The sequence below is a fragment of the Planococcus sp. RAB007_Raresut genome, assembly GCF_057369535.1.
Map to the genome: position 1 here is coordinate 167,649 of NZ_JBXYIF010000004.1, position 16,128 is coordinate 183,776.

Below are 16,128 nucleotides of genomic sequence, written 5' to 3' on the forward strand. Positions count from 1 at the left end.
AGCGGATATGTTAAATAAAACCCGTTATACGGCAGGACAGCTTCGCTATACGTCACTAAATTTTCGTTATACGACACAATATCCACGCTATACGACATCATCCCCCACCCAAACATCCCAACCCACTATCGGCCAAAATCGGGCGGCGGCCGAAGCGCCGCCCACTGGGCAGTCCGCCGGCAGCGGACTGCTTTCCATTTGAATGCACTTTTCTTTCGATGAAACCCGCATGAAAATCCGGCACGTTAAGTAAAATGCGTTATACGGTAACAAATCTCCGCTATACGTCACCAAAAACAATCTATACGGCACCATATCCACGCTATACGACACAAAAACCACTCTATCCGATAGCAACCCCCACCCCCCCACCCAAAACCCAAACAAAAAACCCGAAAGCATCCGCTCCCGGGTCCGAAAATCTATCTCGCTAATAAATATTCAACGTATCTGCGCCAGTCGGTATTTTTGGCATGCTCGATGTCCGGCTGGATGCTCGGGAATGGCAGGAATGCTTGTGGCGTAAATCCGAATCTTCTTAAGATTTCACTGTCGATCACCGTTGTACCCGGTGCCACGCCTTCGCTCAATACAGCTTTGCCGTCGAGGTCGAATGCAATGGTGACTGGTGCCGCTTCCGCCCGTCCGTCTTCATTCAGCATGAAGACATTGCCGGTGCCATTGTAGCGGTCAAAAATCCAGTTGTCTTTTAGGGCGACTGCATCTGCCGCTTCATTGACGATGATGGAGGCATTGGCGGTTTTGCCGTACGGTACGGCATCCGTAATCGGTTCCTCTGTCATAATGAGGACTTCGTAAATCGCAATCGGATTGTTTTGGTCTACCGGGTCAAGCGCGCGGTAAGCGTCGAGCCATTTTGAACCGTCCGCCGGCAGCTGTGACTTCCGCAATACTTTGCCGGGCATTGCCTGTGCGATGCCGTCGACATGAAGGAAGACACGGTCGTCGACATTGACTTCAAGCCATTCTTTTTCAACGACATAAGTCATGAACAGTTTTTCGCTCGAGTAGATTTCAATGCTCATTGGCATCGAACCTGCGTCAATTTTGCCGACGACGCCTTCAATCGGGCTGATTAAAGCTGGTTTCGCTGTATTTTGTTCCAATTGGGCTTCGATGACCGCAAGCTGGGTTTCAAGCGAGGCGATGCGCTGCTCGGCTTCCGCGACACCCGCTGCATAAGAGCCGTCCTGTGGAACTTCGACTTCCAATTGAACGTTCACATCGAGTTCAACTGTATCGCCGTTCGGTGTTGTCGTTGTATCACTATTGGTTGTTGAACCTGTTGTCGGACGCGACTGGCGGGACTGCGCCGATTCGAGATCTCTCAAAACGGTGCGGATTTCAGACAATTCGTCGTTCAGCGCATCTTCTTCCGCTTCCCAGATTGCGCGCTGTTCTTCGCTTTCCGCTTCATTGAGCAGTGCGAGTTCAGTGCCTGCTTCGACATAATCACCTTCATTGATGATCCATTGTTCGACGGCATCCGAATCCTGGATGAAAATCTCTGTGGCAGCAAGCGGCGCTGTGACTGCCTCTTTAGGTAATTTCTCTGTATAACTGCTCGTATATGTGCGTTCGTATTCATTGATATAGAGTTTTTTCTGCACAATGCTTTTATCGCTGAACAATAAAATCGCGTTTATTGCCAAAAAAGCAGTAATGGCGACGGATAAGCCGATCATAAAGTATTTATTCACCCGGAACCACTCCTTCCGTGAAGCCTTCGATCATGTCAGCAAGCGGCACAAAACTTAATGCCCCGATAGCCAGCGCGACCAAGACGTGCAGCAAGATCAGGCCAAACAGCAGCAATTTCGGTGAAAATGTCACGTAATTGCGCAGGAAGCGGTATTGGATGGCAATGATGAGCGATGTGAAAATCGTTAATTGATTGAAGAAAAGAATGATAAATGAATGATTAAAAAGCATAGCCGCAAGCGGGCCGAATGAAAAAACTGATAAGTATGTAGTGTAGCCGAGCACGGCGAACAGGAAGAACAGCAAGGCTTTTTCGATGACAAGAATTGCCGTTACATAAGTCTGCATGACCAGTGCCGCGCGCCATGGAATCTTTAATATGCGGCTGAACAGGAACGCCGCTCCGTATGTATGAAAGGCTAAATAGACTCCCGCCCAGATCAATGTGCCGGCGAGTGAAGTCCAACGGGCAAGGGTGTAGGTATCCATATCGCCTGCCACCAGATAAGGTGTCAGGGAAGCGCTGTTCATGCCCCATATTTCACGCAGCGCAAAAAGAAGGATGCCAAGTGCAAATATCCATCCGAGGCGCTTGTTGAAATGGCGCATTTCCGAATTCTCAAGATTATGTATAAGTTGTCCCTGTCTGGCGAAATAATGCCAGAACTTAAAATCAAATATCATAAGGCCTTATTCCCTTCATGGCGATTGCGCTTCCGCATATGTTAATCTTACCTTACTTTACCAAAAACCGATGAACTTTGGAATGCTAAGACTGGTACAATTTTCAAAAAATAAAATTTCAGTATTGTTCCGGTGGCTATAAGCCATATAATTGGGCAGAAAAAAACTCCCGCACACAGCGGGAGTTTAAGCTAACTTACTCGATTGGTGTATATTTCTTATGTGAGATCACGGTCATATTCGAAGCTGCACCGATTTCTTTTGCATCTTCAGGTGAAATTTCAACAATCACCGAGTTGTCCATGATTTTGAAGATGGTGCCATTGACGTCAACGCCGTTGCGGTTAAAGGAAATCCATTCTCCGATGCGGCGAGCCGCTACGAATTCAGATACTTCTTTTTCATGTGGTTGGAATGCCATTGTTATCCACGCCTCTCTTTTAGAAACAATATCTATCTATTATATCATAAATTCACGGAAATATCATCTTTTGACCCCAGTAATGTTCCTGCGAAAATGTATTTGCTATTCTTCTATTTTTTCTGAAAGGCAGTTTGTTGGCGACTCTATCTTTTATTTAAACTGCAAAACTCACTTCTTACTCCACGCCAGGCAATATCGTCAGCGTCATGTCAGTGGCGTCAAGCCTCGCCATCACTCCAAGCGGCACAGAGAAATGCGGCTCGCAATGGCCGATCTTAAAGCCTTTAACCACCGGGACGCCGAGCTCCTTGAAATAATGGTCGAATATCTGGTCGAGGCTCAGTGACTTCTCCGGATCTTCCGGTTCGCAATTCTTGAAGTCGCCGATCACCACTCCCGCCAGCCCTTCTAATTTCCGCGCCATGCGCAGCTGATTGAGCATTCCATCAATTTCATACGGCTGTTTTTCAATATCTTCAATCAATAAAATCTTGTCTTTCGTATCGATTTCGAATTTCGTGCCGATGCTGCTGCGCAATAAACCAAGGTTGCCGCCGACCAACTCGCCTTGTGCCACTCCTCTGCTGACTGGAGTCAATGTAGAAATTCCTTCGTCATAATGCAGCTCAAACGGTGCGAATAATTGGCCGAACATGCGCCCGCTCCGTTCGTGGAATTCTTCCTTGCCGACATCGGATGCAAGCATCGGCCCGTGGAAAGTTACAAGCTCCGCATACTGACCGATTGCCGTATGCAAAAATGTGATATCTGAATAACCCCAGAATACTTTCGGATTTTCCTTGATCATCGCAAAGTCAATGCGATCCGTAATCCGGGCGGCTCCGTATCCGCCTCCCGCGCAAATGATGCCTGCGATTTCCGGGTCTTCGAACATGGCATGCAGATCCGCCAGACGTTCTTCATCAGTTCCGGCAAGATAGCCTTGCTTCGCTTCCACGGATTTGCCCATTTTCACTTTCAAGCCCAGCTCTTCCAGGAAAGGCAGCGCCCGTTTCAAGTTGTCCAGGTTTGGCGGGGTTGAAGGCGCGATGATGCCTACCGTGTCCCCTTTTTTTAATCGTTTCGGTAATGTCCGCATCTGTATCTACTCCTCTTCGGATTTTCTTCTATTCAATATAGCAATGGGGCCGCCATTCTTCAAGCTGACGCCATCGCGCATAATTACCCATTCAAACTAATACTTATTATATTTGAATTATTTTGAATTTTTAGTAATAAAGTATCATGACAATAATTTGATTTTTTATTACAATGAAAACAAGTTATAAATCCACTAAGAATTTATAGCTTACACGCAAGGTCTTCTATACAAACTTAGAAACTACAAAAGGAGCGGATCGGTATGAATTTCGAAAAAGTACTTGAATTGGGATGGGAAGATCTTGCACTGGGAATTGGTGGCTCAGCAGCCGTTATGCTGTTCGTCAACTTTTTCACAATGATGTAGAGGTGACTCATGAATACTTACAAACCATAAAACCCCTTTTCCGGATTTTCAGGAAATGGGGTTTTTGCTGTTTACACACATATGTAAGCAAACGAAAACGCCTCCCCATATTCTTTCCGGGCAGACGCTGTCATTTGAATATGAATTTCACAAGACTGGTATCAGGCTTCACTTGGCAGACCTCCATTAAGCTGTTGTAATGCCATAAGTTCATGGAACATCGCTTCATCCCGTGACTCAAGCGCATAATCGATCATTCGTTCAAGATTCTCATGCTCCAGGAATTCGATTGCTTCCATTGCTTCGGTTCTTGCTTGATCAGGAATTTCTGCAATGCCCGCACTTTCACCCTGCAGGATGGATTGGAGATGCATATGAATATCAGAGACCAGCAAAAGTTGGTATAAAGGCAGACGGATAAACCGATTTCCTTTTTGGAAAACGAATACTTCAGACAAATTCTCAACCTGGAATGTATTCGTATTGACTACAATTTCTTTCCCTTCAACCGGGATGAAATGAAATAATTCATCGTCTTTCATAATTGAGAGGTACTGGTAGGCAAAGACGAATTTCACAAGATGATCTTCTTTCTTTGTATAGAACGGCTTCATCATTTTGACATGCAACATGACGGTTCCCCCCTCTCTGAATTTAGAATATTCTGTTTAGTTAATCATACCATATATTCCCCATTACGTAACTAAAAAAACACAAGAATTATCTTCTTGTGCTGAAACCTTTTATTTTTGACTTTTTAGCTGTAGCAAGAAATTGTATCCGGTCTTTCTTCACCCGCACGAATAGCTGGGAAAGCGCGTCAAATAAGAAATCCTCAAATTCTTTATCATTAGCCTCACCTTGGACGAAGACAACTTTTTTATCTTCAAAATCTATCTGGACTGTCGCCAATAAACCATTGCATGCCTCGACATTCCGGAACGTATAGCATCCCCCGTCACTGGAAACCTGAAAGCGGATTTTTTCATAGCGTTTTTCAGCAGTTAATAAGAAAAGTTCCCATACCGCGATATCTTCCTGATTCAACACTTGCTGCAAATCAGGGATCTCCAATACATATACGTTGTCCAAGGTTTTGCTCCCGTCTATATTTTATAGGTATTTAGTTGCGTACTTTATCCAGTATAATCTATCTATCCTCAAAAAAGAACTGTCCTTGAAAATATATTTACAACTCGATTTCATCGGCTAACTTTTCTTCTTCGTTTACGGACCCGCCGGAAACTAGTATAATAGAAGGAAAGTTTTATTTTGGGGCGATGCAAATGGCTACGGTTCAATCCCTGGCACAACAATATGAAGAGACTATACACAATTATATGGCTGCTATCGAAAGATCCCTTAATCCCGCTCGCGCGACGGATGAGGAAATGGTTCGAAAAGCAGTCTTTTTAGTGCGCCATGATGGGGTGCAAATCCAGTCATTCAACGAAGAAAGACTGCTTCTTGAAGCGGTCGTAAAAGATGCCCATTCAGTCAAAGTCGTGATGAATTTCGATAAGCTGACGGCTGTCTGCGCCTGCCCACAGGAAGATCTGTGCCGGCACCGGCTCGCTGTGATTTTCGCTCTCTACCAGAAAATCGATTCGCTGTCCCAGTGGGTGGCGGATTGGCGCGCCCAGGAGCAGGATCAGCTTTCCACGATAGGCAATAAACGCTCTCCGCAGCAATGGAGAAAAGTGATTCAGAGCGTCTGGCGCGATCCGATTCCGGATTATACTACCAGAAATTATTTTTATTATGAACAGATGTATGAAGGCCGATTGAAAAACGCATTGTCTTTCGTGCCCCTGGAACGGGAATGGAAAACGCTTTTCCGTGCCTACGCCCACTTCATTTCATTATCTGAAGTCTGGGGCACCTATATTTCGGGGACCAACGATGTCCATCATTCTTTCTTTAAAACCTGGTTCGAGGATGAACTTCATGATCTCAGTGACTTGCTCGACCAATTGCACGGCCAGCACCGGACATTCGAATCGGATGCTTTTTTTGACTATCTGCGGGACATGGTACGTGATTTCGCGTCAATAAAAGACGGTTCCTCGTCCCAGCGTTTTACGGTCTATCAATTGTTCTGGACCAAGCTTTTCACCAATGACCGCCTGCGCAAGCAGGAGCTTGCAGCTTTCCCGCGGCCAGATGAGCGGATTTCCGCATTTTTTGCCATCTTGTTGAAAGAGTCGCTGGAAGTGAAAAAAATTACTTCTAACGAAGCCAATGACTGGATCCAACTGGCGATCCTGGCTGAAGAAGAACAGAACCAACAGGCACTTGAAGTTATATTGCTGGCAGTCAAACCGCATGTTAAGACATTTCTTTTCGAAGGTCTGTACACACAATACCGCCATCAATACGTCCGTACATTAAGCCGTCTGTTTTCTCTGATCAACTTGAGTGAAAAGGATTGGGAAGATCTGTTCCGCCAATTCGGCCATTACGGGCTGCCTGCCTATTCCACTTACCTAATCGAGAAAGGCTTCTATAAGCAATGGGCGGAACTTCACCATATGCACAACTCCCCTTTGTATTTCGCTGAAGAATGCGGATTGAAGGAAGTGCATGAAGCCGCGCCGGATTACGCATTGCCGCTGTATCACCGCTACGCAATGTCCCATTTGGATGAACGCAGCCGCGCCAGTTACAAACAGGCGGTGCGCATCTGGAAAAAGATGAAATCCGCTTGCAAGAAAAGTGATCAAATGGAATTTTGGAAATCCTATATGAAAGAAATCCGGACACAGAATAAACGTCTCCGCGCATTACAGGAAGAGATTGAGAAAGGAAATTTGGTATGACTCAATTCCAGACAGAAGGAAGCCGCATCTATTATTTAAAAGTCACCAAGGGAGAAAGCTTCCGGATTCAAGCCATCAATGAAACCGGGAATCGCATACCCCCAGAGATTTGGACTCCTTTTCTATATTTCATGGACAAAGACAGTTTCTTCGGCTTGAAATCTGAAATGGACGGTCTGGACCTTGTGCTGTCACCTGCCGATTTTGTCAGGCTCTTCAACGGCAATGGCCACCATTACGTTTCCTTCAAAGGGCAGACAGACGCAGATATCGCCTGGCTGCAGCTTGCTGAAAAAGTATCGGATTCATTGAACGACCCGCGTCTATGGGAACACGTCAGCGTGGATGGCGACGACATCATTATCGACAGCAAATATGGCGATAGCGATATCCAGGCATTCCTGAGTGATACCATCAGCCAGCAGCTTCGCCAAAAAGGACTGTCGACTGCACAGCTGCCGTTTATCCAGCATTTCATCCAGCAAACAGGCTGGGATGGACTCGAAGCTGCGGAGGATTATGTAATCGCTGTTCAATTGAGCGAACCGGATGAAACACCGGAATGGTCATTCAAAGTGGTGCTCCGCTCCAAACGCGGCAGTGTCTACTGGACGCCTTCCAAACGGCGCATGGATGAACCGCTTGAAAAGGTTCTGCCTGAGAAATGGCGCAGCCGCCACGATGAAATAGCAGAAAAACAAGCCCTGATTTTAAGCCTTTGCCCGTCTGTTGATGGTTTTGACGAAACGAAACTTTATCACGCGGAATGGTCAGATGCCGAAGTTCTTGAATTCCTGCGCAATGATACGGAAATTCTTCAGGCATTCGGCATCGAAGTTTCCATTCCGTCTTGGCTGCAGGCTGTACAGGAATCGAAGGTGCGTGTGAAAGCCAATGTCCACTCACCGGCCAAGAAAGCGTCGGTTGTCGGACTCGATCAGATTATCCGCTTTGACTGGCAGTTCTCACTGAACGGCCACGAACTCAGCATGCAGGATTTTGAAAGACTTGTATCCGAGAATAAGGAATTTATTCGCATAGGAAACGAATGGGTACGGGTCGATTCGAACCTCTTGATGCAGCTCCGTAAAATGATCGACGAAGCGGACGATGCCGATTGGACCATCAAGGACATGCTGTTCCAGAACGTGCCCGAAATCATGCTTGAAGAAGCCGCTGAAGAAGATGACCCGCTCGTCGAATTTAATCTGAATAAATCATTGAAAGTGTTACTGGATAAATTGCTCGATAAACGGGACCTTCCTGAAACAGCGATCCCTGAAAATCTGAACACTGAACTTCGCCCTTATCAGAAAACGGGCTTCGACTATCTCGTGTTCATGCGGGAAGAAGGATTCGGTCTTTGCCTCGCGGATGATATGGGCCTCGGCAAAACGGTTCAGCTGATTGCCTACCTGCTGCATGTCCATTCGGAAAAACAGCCGCAGCCTTCGCTGATTGTCTGTCCGACTTCAGTGCTTGGCAACTGGCAAAAAGAACTTGAACGTTTCGCTCCGGATTTGAAAGTTTATATGCATTACGGCCCAGTGCGTCCGAAAGCGGAGGAATTCTCTCAATTCCTTGAAGCCGAACAGCCTGACGTTGTGTTGTCCACATATGGTATCGCTTCGTCCGACGCTGAAGAGATGCAGGACATTCCGTGGACCAGCATTACGCTTGATGAGGCACAGAATATCAAGAATATGTATACGAAACAATCCCGCACGATCCGCCGTTTCAAAGGCCAGCACCATATCGCGCTGACCGGGACGCCGATTGAAAACCGCCTTTCTGAATTATGGTCGATTTTCGATTTCATCAATAAAGGCTATCTGTACCGCATCAAGCAATTCCAGGAAACGTTCATGATTCCGATTGAACGTGATGACTCAGAAGAAGCGAAGGAGAAATTGCGCCAGCGCATCCAGCCTTTCCTGCTGCGGCGCACGAAGAAAGATCCGGAGCTCCAATTGAATCTTCCAGAAAAACAAGAGCAGCTGGAATATTGCCCACTGACTCCTGAACAAGCCGCTCTATATGAAGGTCTGGTCCAGGATACTGTTCAAAAAATGGAAACCTTGACCGGCTTCGAGAAAAAAGGGCTGGTGCTGAAAATGCTCAGCAAGCTGAAGCAATTATGCAACCATCCGGCTTTATACTTGAAAGAGCCTTATACTTCAGCGGAAGAGATTCTTCCCCGCTCCCAAAAGCTTGAGCGGATTGTTACTCTTGCCGGTGAAATTGCCGAACGCGGTGAGCAATGTCTTATTTTCACGCAATACATCGGAATGGGGCATCTGCTGCAACAGGCGATCAATGAGCTTTACGGGCATGAAGTGCCATTCCTGACCGGCAGCATGCCGAAGAACCAGCGGGATTCATTGGTCAACTCATTCCAGCAAGGCAAATTCCCGATTTTCATCCTCTCGTTGAAAGCGGGCGGAACAGGATTGAACCTCACTGCCGCAACGCATGTATTGCACGCGGACAGATGGTGGAATCCAGCCGTTGAAAATCAGGCGACTGACCGTGCCTACCGTATTGGCCAGACGCAATTTGTGCATGTCCACAAATTCGTGACGATCGGCACCATCGAAGAAAAAATCGATTCCCTGCTGACGCAGAAACAGACGATGTCTGAACAGTTCATCCAGTCAAGCCAGTGGATGACGGAGCTATCCGACAACGAGCTGAAAGAGTTGTTTACTTATTCACTTTAAAAGCGACAGCGCCCGTTCAGCTCTGAAAGGCATAAGCCGGACCAATGAAGTGGCGGTTTTTGCCACGTAATTGGGCTGGCTTATGACCCGAAGAGTTGGGCTGCTGGAGTCTGGATATGGTATAGAAGCAATCTTTAAAAGATATAAATTCTAAAATGAGCATGGCCGGGTCCCCACCCTTCCATGCTCCCCTTTTTCTGATCAATGAATGAAACTTGCTCAAACTTTTGTAGCGGAACGGAAATGCTCCTTCAGTTCACTTAGCTCCCGTTCCGCCTCTGCCAATCGTCTATGAAGCAAAGCCGTAAGGCGGATCAGCTGCTCCATATGCACTTCCAATTGCTGTTGTACGTCCTTTGGCATGGCTAAGTGCCTCCCCATTTACAAATTTTATCTTACGCGTTAATTGGTTCCGCTTCCGGCACAGGGAAATCAAAATCTGCTTCAGATTCTGGTTCCTTCTGCAATGGGGCGGTTTCTTCTTGCGCTTTTCTGCGATCCAGGAATCTTACCTGATCGCCAAGAATTTCGGTAACGTACACTCTGGTTCCGTCTTCCCTGTCATAATGGCGGGATTGAAGTCTGCCGGAAATCGCTACAAGCGATCCTTTCACACAAAACTTCGCGACATTGACTGCCGGCCTTCCCCAAGTCGAACAAAGCACAAAATCGCTTTCAATCTCGCCTTTCTGGTTCTTATAGTTCCTGGAAACTGCAACGATGAACGTTGTATGTACACGTCCTTCGCTTAATGTCCGTGACGATGGATCTTTTGTTAACCTGCCTACCAGCCCGACTTGATTCATGTTTTCACCTCCTTTCGGTAAAAACAGCATACTAAATAAACTGAATTTTATGCAAAAGGCGAAAAAACGAATTTGCCAAGTTTTCCGGCAGTCATATTTCATTTTTCAATCCATGTTAAAATTAATTATATTTTTTATTCCTTATGAACACTGCTTGTATCGCTATTGGCTAAACAATTGCAAAAAAGATTTTTTATAGCTTTTCAAAACTATTAGCTGAGTCGCCTGGAATTTCACGGCTATGCTATACTGGAAAAAAGATTGTTTGGGAGGTAGACAGATGAAGACCTTTAAAATGCTGTCGATGGGGCTTGTCGATGAAGAGGAGATTATCAATTTCCCTCTTGAAGACGGCATTATCATCAACCAGGAAAACAGCCATCGTTCCTGGGTTCTTGAAATGCTGATGGATTTGTCACACGAGGAAAGATTTAAGCAAATGATGGATTCGGGGAAAATCTATGATGTAAAAGTGGTCATTTCCTATCCGGAAAACGAACCGGCAACTTTTGAGGTCGGTATTTATGCCGTAAAAAAAATCGGCAACCATATTTCCGTCTTGATGAAAGGCACACTTAAGCGCGCACGCCGTAAGTACGCGGAAACCTTGCTGTCGGAACTGCTGGAAGACGGTCTCGAAGGTGAACAATTACTTACGCGTTTTGAAAGCGATATGCGTTCCCGCCCCGTGCTCCGCAGAGACGAAGCGAACAATTAATAGTTAGGAAACAATAAAAAGCAGTGCAGATGAAAAACATCTGCACTGCTTTTATTATTTCTATTTTTCAGCAACCGGTCCTAATGCGAATAAAATATCACATTCACAGGCAATTTCGCCGTCTACAGTGGCGATGCCGTGCCCTTTGCCCATCGGACCTCTCAGCTTCGTCAATTCCACTTCAAGGCGCAATTGATCGCCTGGAACAACCTGACGCTTAAAGCGGCAATTGTCTATGCCTGTGAAGAAAGCGAGCCTGCCTTCATTGCCTTCCATTTTTAAAACAGCGGTAGCCCCGACCTGAGCAAGAGCTTCCACAATCAAGACCCCTGGCATAACCGGGTATCCCGGAAAATGCCCATTGAAAAATTCTTCATTTGCGGATACGTTTTTCAGTCCAACCGCTCTTTTGCCTGCTTCAAGTTCCAGCATACGGTCCACCATCAAAAATGGATAGCGATGCGGAAGAATCGCCTTAATCTGTTCAGTCGTCAACATGAGTCCAACCCCTTTAGAAATGATTAAGAAAAGCGCAAGCTGTTATTTCTTGCCGCTCATTATATCAAGGATGTGCTGCCAGGTTTCCCATTTCAGCGCATCTTTCGGCTCCCCGTCTCCGAGAACGCCATAACCGACCATTGCGCCTAATGCAGCGGCAAGTATGATCAGGACAATGACCAAAATTATGCGAAGCCAAATCGGAAATAAGCGGATCTGCACCCACCAGGTCTTTTTCTCCTGTTGTTCTCCAGCTGCTTCTTCATTTTTATATTCTTTTCGTTTAGATACTTTTTTAGTTGGCTCAGCCATTTCAATCGTCAACCTTTCCAATGATGCAAACTCTCATAATGATGCTCCAAGAGCAATCCGCATCCACAATTCTATTGCGATTCCGCACTAGCAAGATTTCACTATGTTGTCATTATACTAAAAAAATGAGGTTGGTGTACACAATTAAAAATGGAAAGATATTTATCTCCTTTTGCGTGAAAGGCTATCCAACATGATGCCTGTGCCGATTGCGACACTATTCATCGGATCTTCTGAAATGAATACGGGCACCTTCAATTCTTCTGCCAGTAATTGCTCGATGCCATGCAGCATCGCGCCTCCGCCAGTCAATATGACGCCTCTGTCGATGATATCCGCCGATAATTCAGGCGGTGTCTTTTCTAATACATTCTTGGCTGAGGCTACGATCATATTGACCGATTCGCGCAGAGCCAATTCAATTTCTTCCGAATGGATGGTGATGACGCGCGGAAGACCTGTAACCATATCACGTCCACGGACTTCCATTTCGTCTTTACGGCTGCCTTTAAAGACAGTTCCTATTTCGATTTTAATGTTTTCAGCTGTTCGTTCACCGATCAACAATTTATAATGTTTTTTCACATATTGAAGAATATCATTGTCGAATACATCTCCAGCCACTTTAATGGATTCGCTGGTTACAATATCACCCATTGAAAGAACTGCTACGTCAGTTGTTCCGCCACCGATATCAACGACCATATTTCCAGTCGGCTGGTAAATATCCATTCCGGCTCCAATCGCAGCAACTTTCGGCTCTTCCTCGAGGTAAACTTTTTTGCCGCCGGATTTTTCCGCTGCTTCGCGTATCGCCTTTTGTTCAACGCTTGTTACATTGGTCGGGCAGCAAATAAGAATACGCGGCTTGTTCATGAAACCTCTGACTTTCAACCGTTCTATAAAATACTTCAACATAATTTCTGTAACGTCAAAATCCGCGATGACCCCATCTTTCAAAGGTCTTACAGCAATTATATTCGCCGGTGTGCGGCCTATCATTTTTCTTGCTTCTTCCCCTACAGCAATCACTTGATTTGTTTTCCGATCCATTGCAACGACAGAAGGTTCATTTAATATAACCCCTTTGCCTTTTACATAAATCAGAACATTTGCCGTTCCTAAATCAATCCCTATATCTCTTGAAAACAACATTCCTGCTACCCCTTCCGGTAATGGTACTTCTATTATGTATCTCTCTATATAAAGACTCTCCTAACTGAATATTTTAACACAAAGATTCACTATGCTACATAATATTTAGGAAGAATGCATGCTATTTTAAGAAAACTTTGTTTTTAGCAATCAGTATTCTCTAATAGGTTTGTTTATCAGTATTTCATTCCCCGGGAAATACTCATATAGGCAAATAAAAACCCGGAAACGCGAGTGCGCTTCCGGGTTTGATATTATTATAATGGAATTAGACCGTTTGCTCTTCCATGACAGGTGCTTCTTCTGTGATGACACGTTCAATATCCGCGCCAAGCGATGCAAGTTTCTTATGAAAGTCAACGTATCCACGATCCAAATGCTGTAATTCATTTACTCTTGTAATTCCTTCTGCGGCAAGTCCAGCCAAGATCAATGCTGCTGCTGCCCGAAGGTCTGTAGCTGAAACTTCTGCGCCCTGCAATTTAGAAGGCCCTTCCATGATAACTGAACGCCCTTCAATTTTAACGGAAGCATTCATGCGGCGAAACTCTTCCACGTGCATGAAACGGTTTTCGAAAACTGTTTCTGTCAGAATTCCGTTGCCTTTCGCAGTCAGCATCAATGACATCATCTGCGACTGCATGTCTGTAGGGAATCCTGGATGCGGCATTGTCTTGATATCGATGGAGCGCAATGGACGTGATGCCCGTATACGAAGGCCGTCATCCGTTTCTTCGATGCGCACACCCATTTCGCCAAGTTTTGAAATCAATGCTGCCATATGTTCAGGTACTGCATTTTCAATCGTTATGTCACCTTCTGTGATTGCTGCTGCCACCATGAAAGTACCAGCTTCAACACGGTCAGGAATGATGTAATGCTCAGCGCCGTTCAATTCCTCAACGCCTTCGATACGGATCGTGTCTGTACCTGCACCAATCACTTTTCCGCCCATTTCGTTGATGTAAGTAGCCAAGTCAACAATCTCCGGCTCCTTCGCCGCGTTTTCGATGATTGTAACTCCATCTGCCAACGCTGCCGCCGTCATAATATTTTCAGTAGCTCCTACACTTGGGAAATCCAAGTATATTTTAGCGCCGCGCAATCTGCCATTGACATCAGCTTCTACGAAGCCGTTGCCGAATGTGATTTTAGCGCCCATCGCTTCAAAGCCTTTCAAATGAAGTTCAATTGGACGTGATCCAATCGCACATCCACCTGGAAGCGCCACACGTGCAAAACCATTGCGTGCAAGAAGCGGTCCCATAACCAAAATAGAAGCTCTCATTTTTCTAACGTATTCGAATTGAGCTTCACTTGATAAAGTTGAAGATGAATCGATATGCATTTCATTCTTTTCCGGGAAGTATTCAATGCCAACGTTCAAGCTCTTTAAAACTTCCTGAATCGTATAGACATCCGCCAAATGCGGAACTTCCTTTATGATGCTTTTCCCTGTACCTGCGAGCAATGCGCCGGCCAGGACTGGAAGAACTGCATTCTTAGCCCCTTCCACTCGTACTTTACCGTTTAATTTGTTACCGCCTCTTACAATGATCTGTTCCACTGAAACGCCCTCCATGTGTAAAATAATCTGTAATATAATCTGCAAAATGTATATAAATCGTTTAAAAGTCCAATGTCATTATTTAGAAACAAAACCTTTACTATGATACCCGTATTTTATTAAAATAACAAGTATCTCGCAGATTATTTTTTTAAAATATTATCTGCTTGTTTATATGATTCGTGATAAACCTTTGATTTGTGTCCGTCGACTTTCACTTTATATTACAATTTGATTACAGTGAATATTTTCCCCGTATATAGGAAAATAAACATGGTTTTTGAATTTATTTCCCGGGAAATACCTAAGGTTTGGCAAATTGGCCTGTTCCCACCAGGTAGAAACACGACGATTTTCCAACTCTTAAAACAGATATGGCAATTGTCTGGACCATGAAGATATATTCAAAAAGAACGTTGAAACCATTGTACCTAAAGCAATGCTGAGGAAAATATAAAGTATTTGCGCCTGCAGCACATGATTTTTTCGGATCCAATTTTCAAAAGTCATAGCGCGCAATGCATAAAAAGCTACGCCCGTAAAAAAGATATGGCTAAAGATAGAGATTATTGCCTGTTGGCCAATCATTTGTTCCATCAGGATCTTCCTTTCCAAGTGAATAGATTTATTAATTATAGAAAAAGCGGGCAAAAGTTAGGATAACTTTTGTCCGCTTTATACATTGTCTGTCGCTTTTCTGTGTCTAGACTCCAACGGCCAACTCCTCGGACTTAAGCTGCCCTTCCTGTGCGGCAAAGAACGCCGCTTCGGAAATTCAACTTAAGCCTGTCGGAGCTGTGCGGCCGTTTCCGCTTTTCTATACTAAACATTACCCTCATAAACGTTGATACGATTCATCGCACGCTTCAAAGCAAGCTCAGCCCGCTTGAAGTCGACTTCATCTTTTTTCGCCTGTAGCAACGCTTCTGCACGTTTAGCTGATTCTTGAGCGCGAGCGACATCGATTTCAGTCGCACGTTCTGCTGACTGGGCAAGAATCGTTACTTTTTCAGGACGAATTTCAAGGAATCCGCCGCTTACAGCAACCAATTCCGTCGAGTTTTCTTTCTTCAATCGGACTGCGCCGATTCCAAGAGGTGCTACTGTCGGGATGTGACCGGGCAGGACGCCCATTTCACCGGAAGCTGTAACCGCAATTACCATGGAGACTTCTGAATCGTATACCGGGCCGTCGGGAGTGACAATATTGACTGTAATGGTCTTCATTTTTTCCC

The 16,128-nt window shown here is 45.3% G+C and carries 17 protein-coding genes; 3 read left to right on the forward strand and 14 right to left on the reverse strand.

Annotated elements, in window-relative coordinates; genetic code table 11:
- Window positions 1-422: 422 nt before the first annotated feature.
- The 6 genes from AC2Q9J_RS09610 to AC2Q9J_RS09635 all read right to left on the reverse strand — a co-directional run bounded on the left by AC2Q9J_RS09610 (window position 423) and on the right by AC2Q9J_RS09635 (window position 5,390).
- Window positions 423-1,721: an efflux RND transporter periplasmic adaptor subunit gene (locus tag AC2Q9J_RS09610; protein ID WP_499039357.1), complete on the reverse strand. Its 1,299-nt coding sequence runs from the start codon at window positions 1,719-1,721 to the stop codon at window positions 423-425.
- Window positions 1,714-2,406 (reverse strand): hypothetical protein, encoded by a 693-nt coding sequence (locus AC2Q9J_RS09615; RefSeq protein WP_499039359.1) that lies wholly within the window; start codon window positions 2,404-2,406, stop codon window positions 1,714-1,716. Before AC2Q9J_RS09615 ends, AC2Q9J_RS09610 begins: the two co-directional genes overlap by 8 nt.
- Window positions 2,407-2,602: 196 nt before the next feature.
- Entirely contained in the window at window positions 2,603-2,827 is a 225-nt protein-coding gene (locus AC2Q9J_RS09620; protein ID WP_084244292.1) for a DUF2187 family protein, read from the reverse strand.
- 178 nt (window positions 2,828-3,005) lie between these two features.
- Window positions 3,006-3,929, reverse strand: a complete 924-nt coding sequence (locus AC2Q9J_RS09625) for a S66 peptidase family protein (RefSeq protein WP_499039361.1) — start codon at window positions 3,927-3,929, stop codon at window positions 3,006-3,008.
- A gap of 530 nt (window positions 3,930-4,459) precedes the next feature.
- Window positions 4,460-4,930, reverse strand: coding sequence for a transcriptional regulator (locus AC2Q9J_RS09630; RefSeq protein WP_499039363.1), 471 nt, complete (start codon window positions 4,928-4,930; stop codon window positions 4,460-4,462).
- A gap of 88 nt (window positions 4,931-5,018) precedes the next feature.
- Window positions 5,019-5,390, reverse strand: coding sequence for a hypothetical protein (locus tag AC2Q9J_RS09635; protein WP_499039365.1), 372 nt, complete (start codon window positions 5,388-5,390; stop codon window positions 5,019-5,021).
- Between the two features lie 194 nt (window positions 5,391-5,584).
- On the opposite strand from AC2Q9J_RS09635, the gene AC2Q9J_RS09640 reads away from it, so the two are divergent.
- Together AC2Q9J_RS09640 and AC2Q9J_RS09645 are read left to right on the forward strand one after the other, a co-directional pair.
- The gene (locus tag AC2Q9J_RS09640; protein ID WP_499039367.1) at window positions 5,585-7,117 is read left to right on the forward strand and encodes an SWIM zinc finger family protein; all 1,533 of its coding nucleotides are present in this window, start codon (window positions 5,585-5,587) and stop codon (window positions 7,115-7,117) included.
- Entirely contained in the window at window positions 7,114-9,837 is a 2,724-nt protein-coding gene (locus AC2Q9J_RS09645; RefSeq protein WP_499039368.1) for a DEAD/DEAH box helicase, read from the forward strand. Before AC2Q9J_RS09640 ends, AC2Q9J_RS09645 begins: the two co-directional genes overlap by 4 nt.
- Window positions 9,838-10,056: 219 nt before the next feature.
- Here AC2Q9J_RS09645 and AC2Q9J_RS09650 read toward each other — a convergent pair whose 3' ends face one another.
- Both AC2Q9J_RS09650 and AC2Q9J_RS09655 read right to left on the reverse strand, forming a co-directional pair.
- Window positions 10,057-10,200 (reverse strand): hypothetical protein, encoded by a 144-nt coding sequence (locus tag AC2Q9J_RS09650; RefSeq protein WP_165850181.1) that lies wholly within the window; start codon window positions 10,198-10,200, stop codon window positions 10,057-10,059.
- 32 nt (window positions 10,201-10,232) lie between these two features.
- Window positions 10,233-10,643 carry a single-stranded DNA-binding protein gene (locus AC2Q9J_RS09655; RefSeq protein ID WP_499039369.1) on the reverse strand — a complete coding sequence of 137 codons (411 nt, stop codon included), beginning with the start codon at window positions 10,641-10,643 and terminating at the stop codon, window positions 10,233-10,235.
- A 280-nt stretch (window positions 10,644-10,923) separates the two neighbouring features.
- On the opposite strand from AC2Q9J_RS09655, the gene AC2Q9J_RS09660 reads away from it, so the two are divergent.
- The gene (locus AC2Q9J_RS09660; RefSeq protein WP_499039371.1) at window positions 10,924-11,361 is read left to right on the forward strand and encodes a YwpF family protein; all 438 of its coding nucleotides are present in this window, start codon (window positions 10,924-10,926) and stop codon (window positions 11,359-11,361) included.
- A gap of 60 nt (window positions 11,362-11,421) precedes the next feature.
- Here the strand turns inward: AC2Q9J_RS09660 and fabZ are convergent, their stop codons facing one another.
- From fabZ to AC2Q9J_RS09690, 6 genes are all read right to left on the reverse strand, one after another.
- A complete protein-coding gene (fabZ, locus tag AC2Q9J_RS09665; protein WP_101801441.1) occupies window positions 11,422-11,859 on the reverse strand; it encodes a 3-hydroxyacyl-ACP dehydratase FabZ in 438 nt (145 codons plus the stop codon).
- Window positions 11,860-11,901: 42 nt separating this feature from the next.
- Complete coding sequence (locus tag AC2Q9J_RS09670; RefSeq protein WP_499039739.1) at window positions 11,902-12,171, reverse strand: DNA-directed RNA polymerase subunit beta; 270 nt, start codon at window positions 12,169-12,171, stop codon at window positions 11,902-11,904.
- Window positions 12,172-12,333: 162 nt separating this feature from the next.
- A complete protein-coding gene (locus AC2Q9J_RS09675) occupies window positions 12,334-13,323 on the reverse strand; it encodes a rod shape-determining protein (protein ID WP_499039741.1) in 990 nt (329 codons plus the stop codon).
- Window positions 13,324-13,594: 271 nt separating this feature from the next.
- The gene (gene murA / locus AC2Q9J_RS09680; RefSeq protein ID WP_499039373.1) at window positions 13,595-14,893 is read right to left on the reverse strand and encodes a UDP-N-acetylglucosamine 1-carboxyvinyltransferase; all 1,299 of its coding nucleotides are present in this window, start codon (window positions 14,891-14,893) and stop codon (window positions 13,595-13,597) included.
- Window positions 14,894-15,256: 363 nt separating this feature from the next.
- Entirely contained in the window at window positions 15,257-15,490 is a 234-nt protein-coding gene (locus AC2Q9J_RS09685; protein WP_499039375.1) for a DUF1146 family protein, read from the reverse strand.
- A gap of 225 nt (window positions 15,491-15,715) precedes the next feature.
- The gene (locus AC2Q9J_RS09690; RefSeq protein ID WP_499039377.1) at window positions 15,716-16,120 is read right to left on the reverse strand and encodes a F0F1 ATP synthase subunit epsilon; all 405 of its coding nucleotides are present in this window, start codon (window positions 16,118-16,120) and stop codon (window positions 15,716-15,718) included.
- Window positions 16,121-16,128 lie beyond the last annotated feature (8 nt).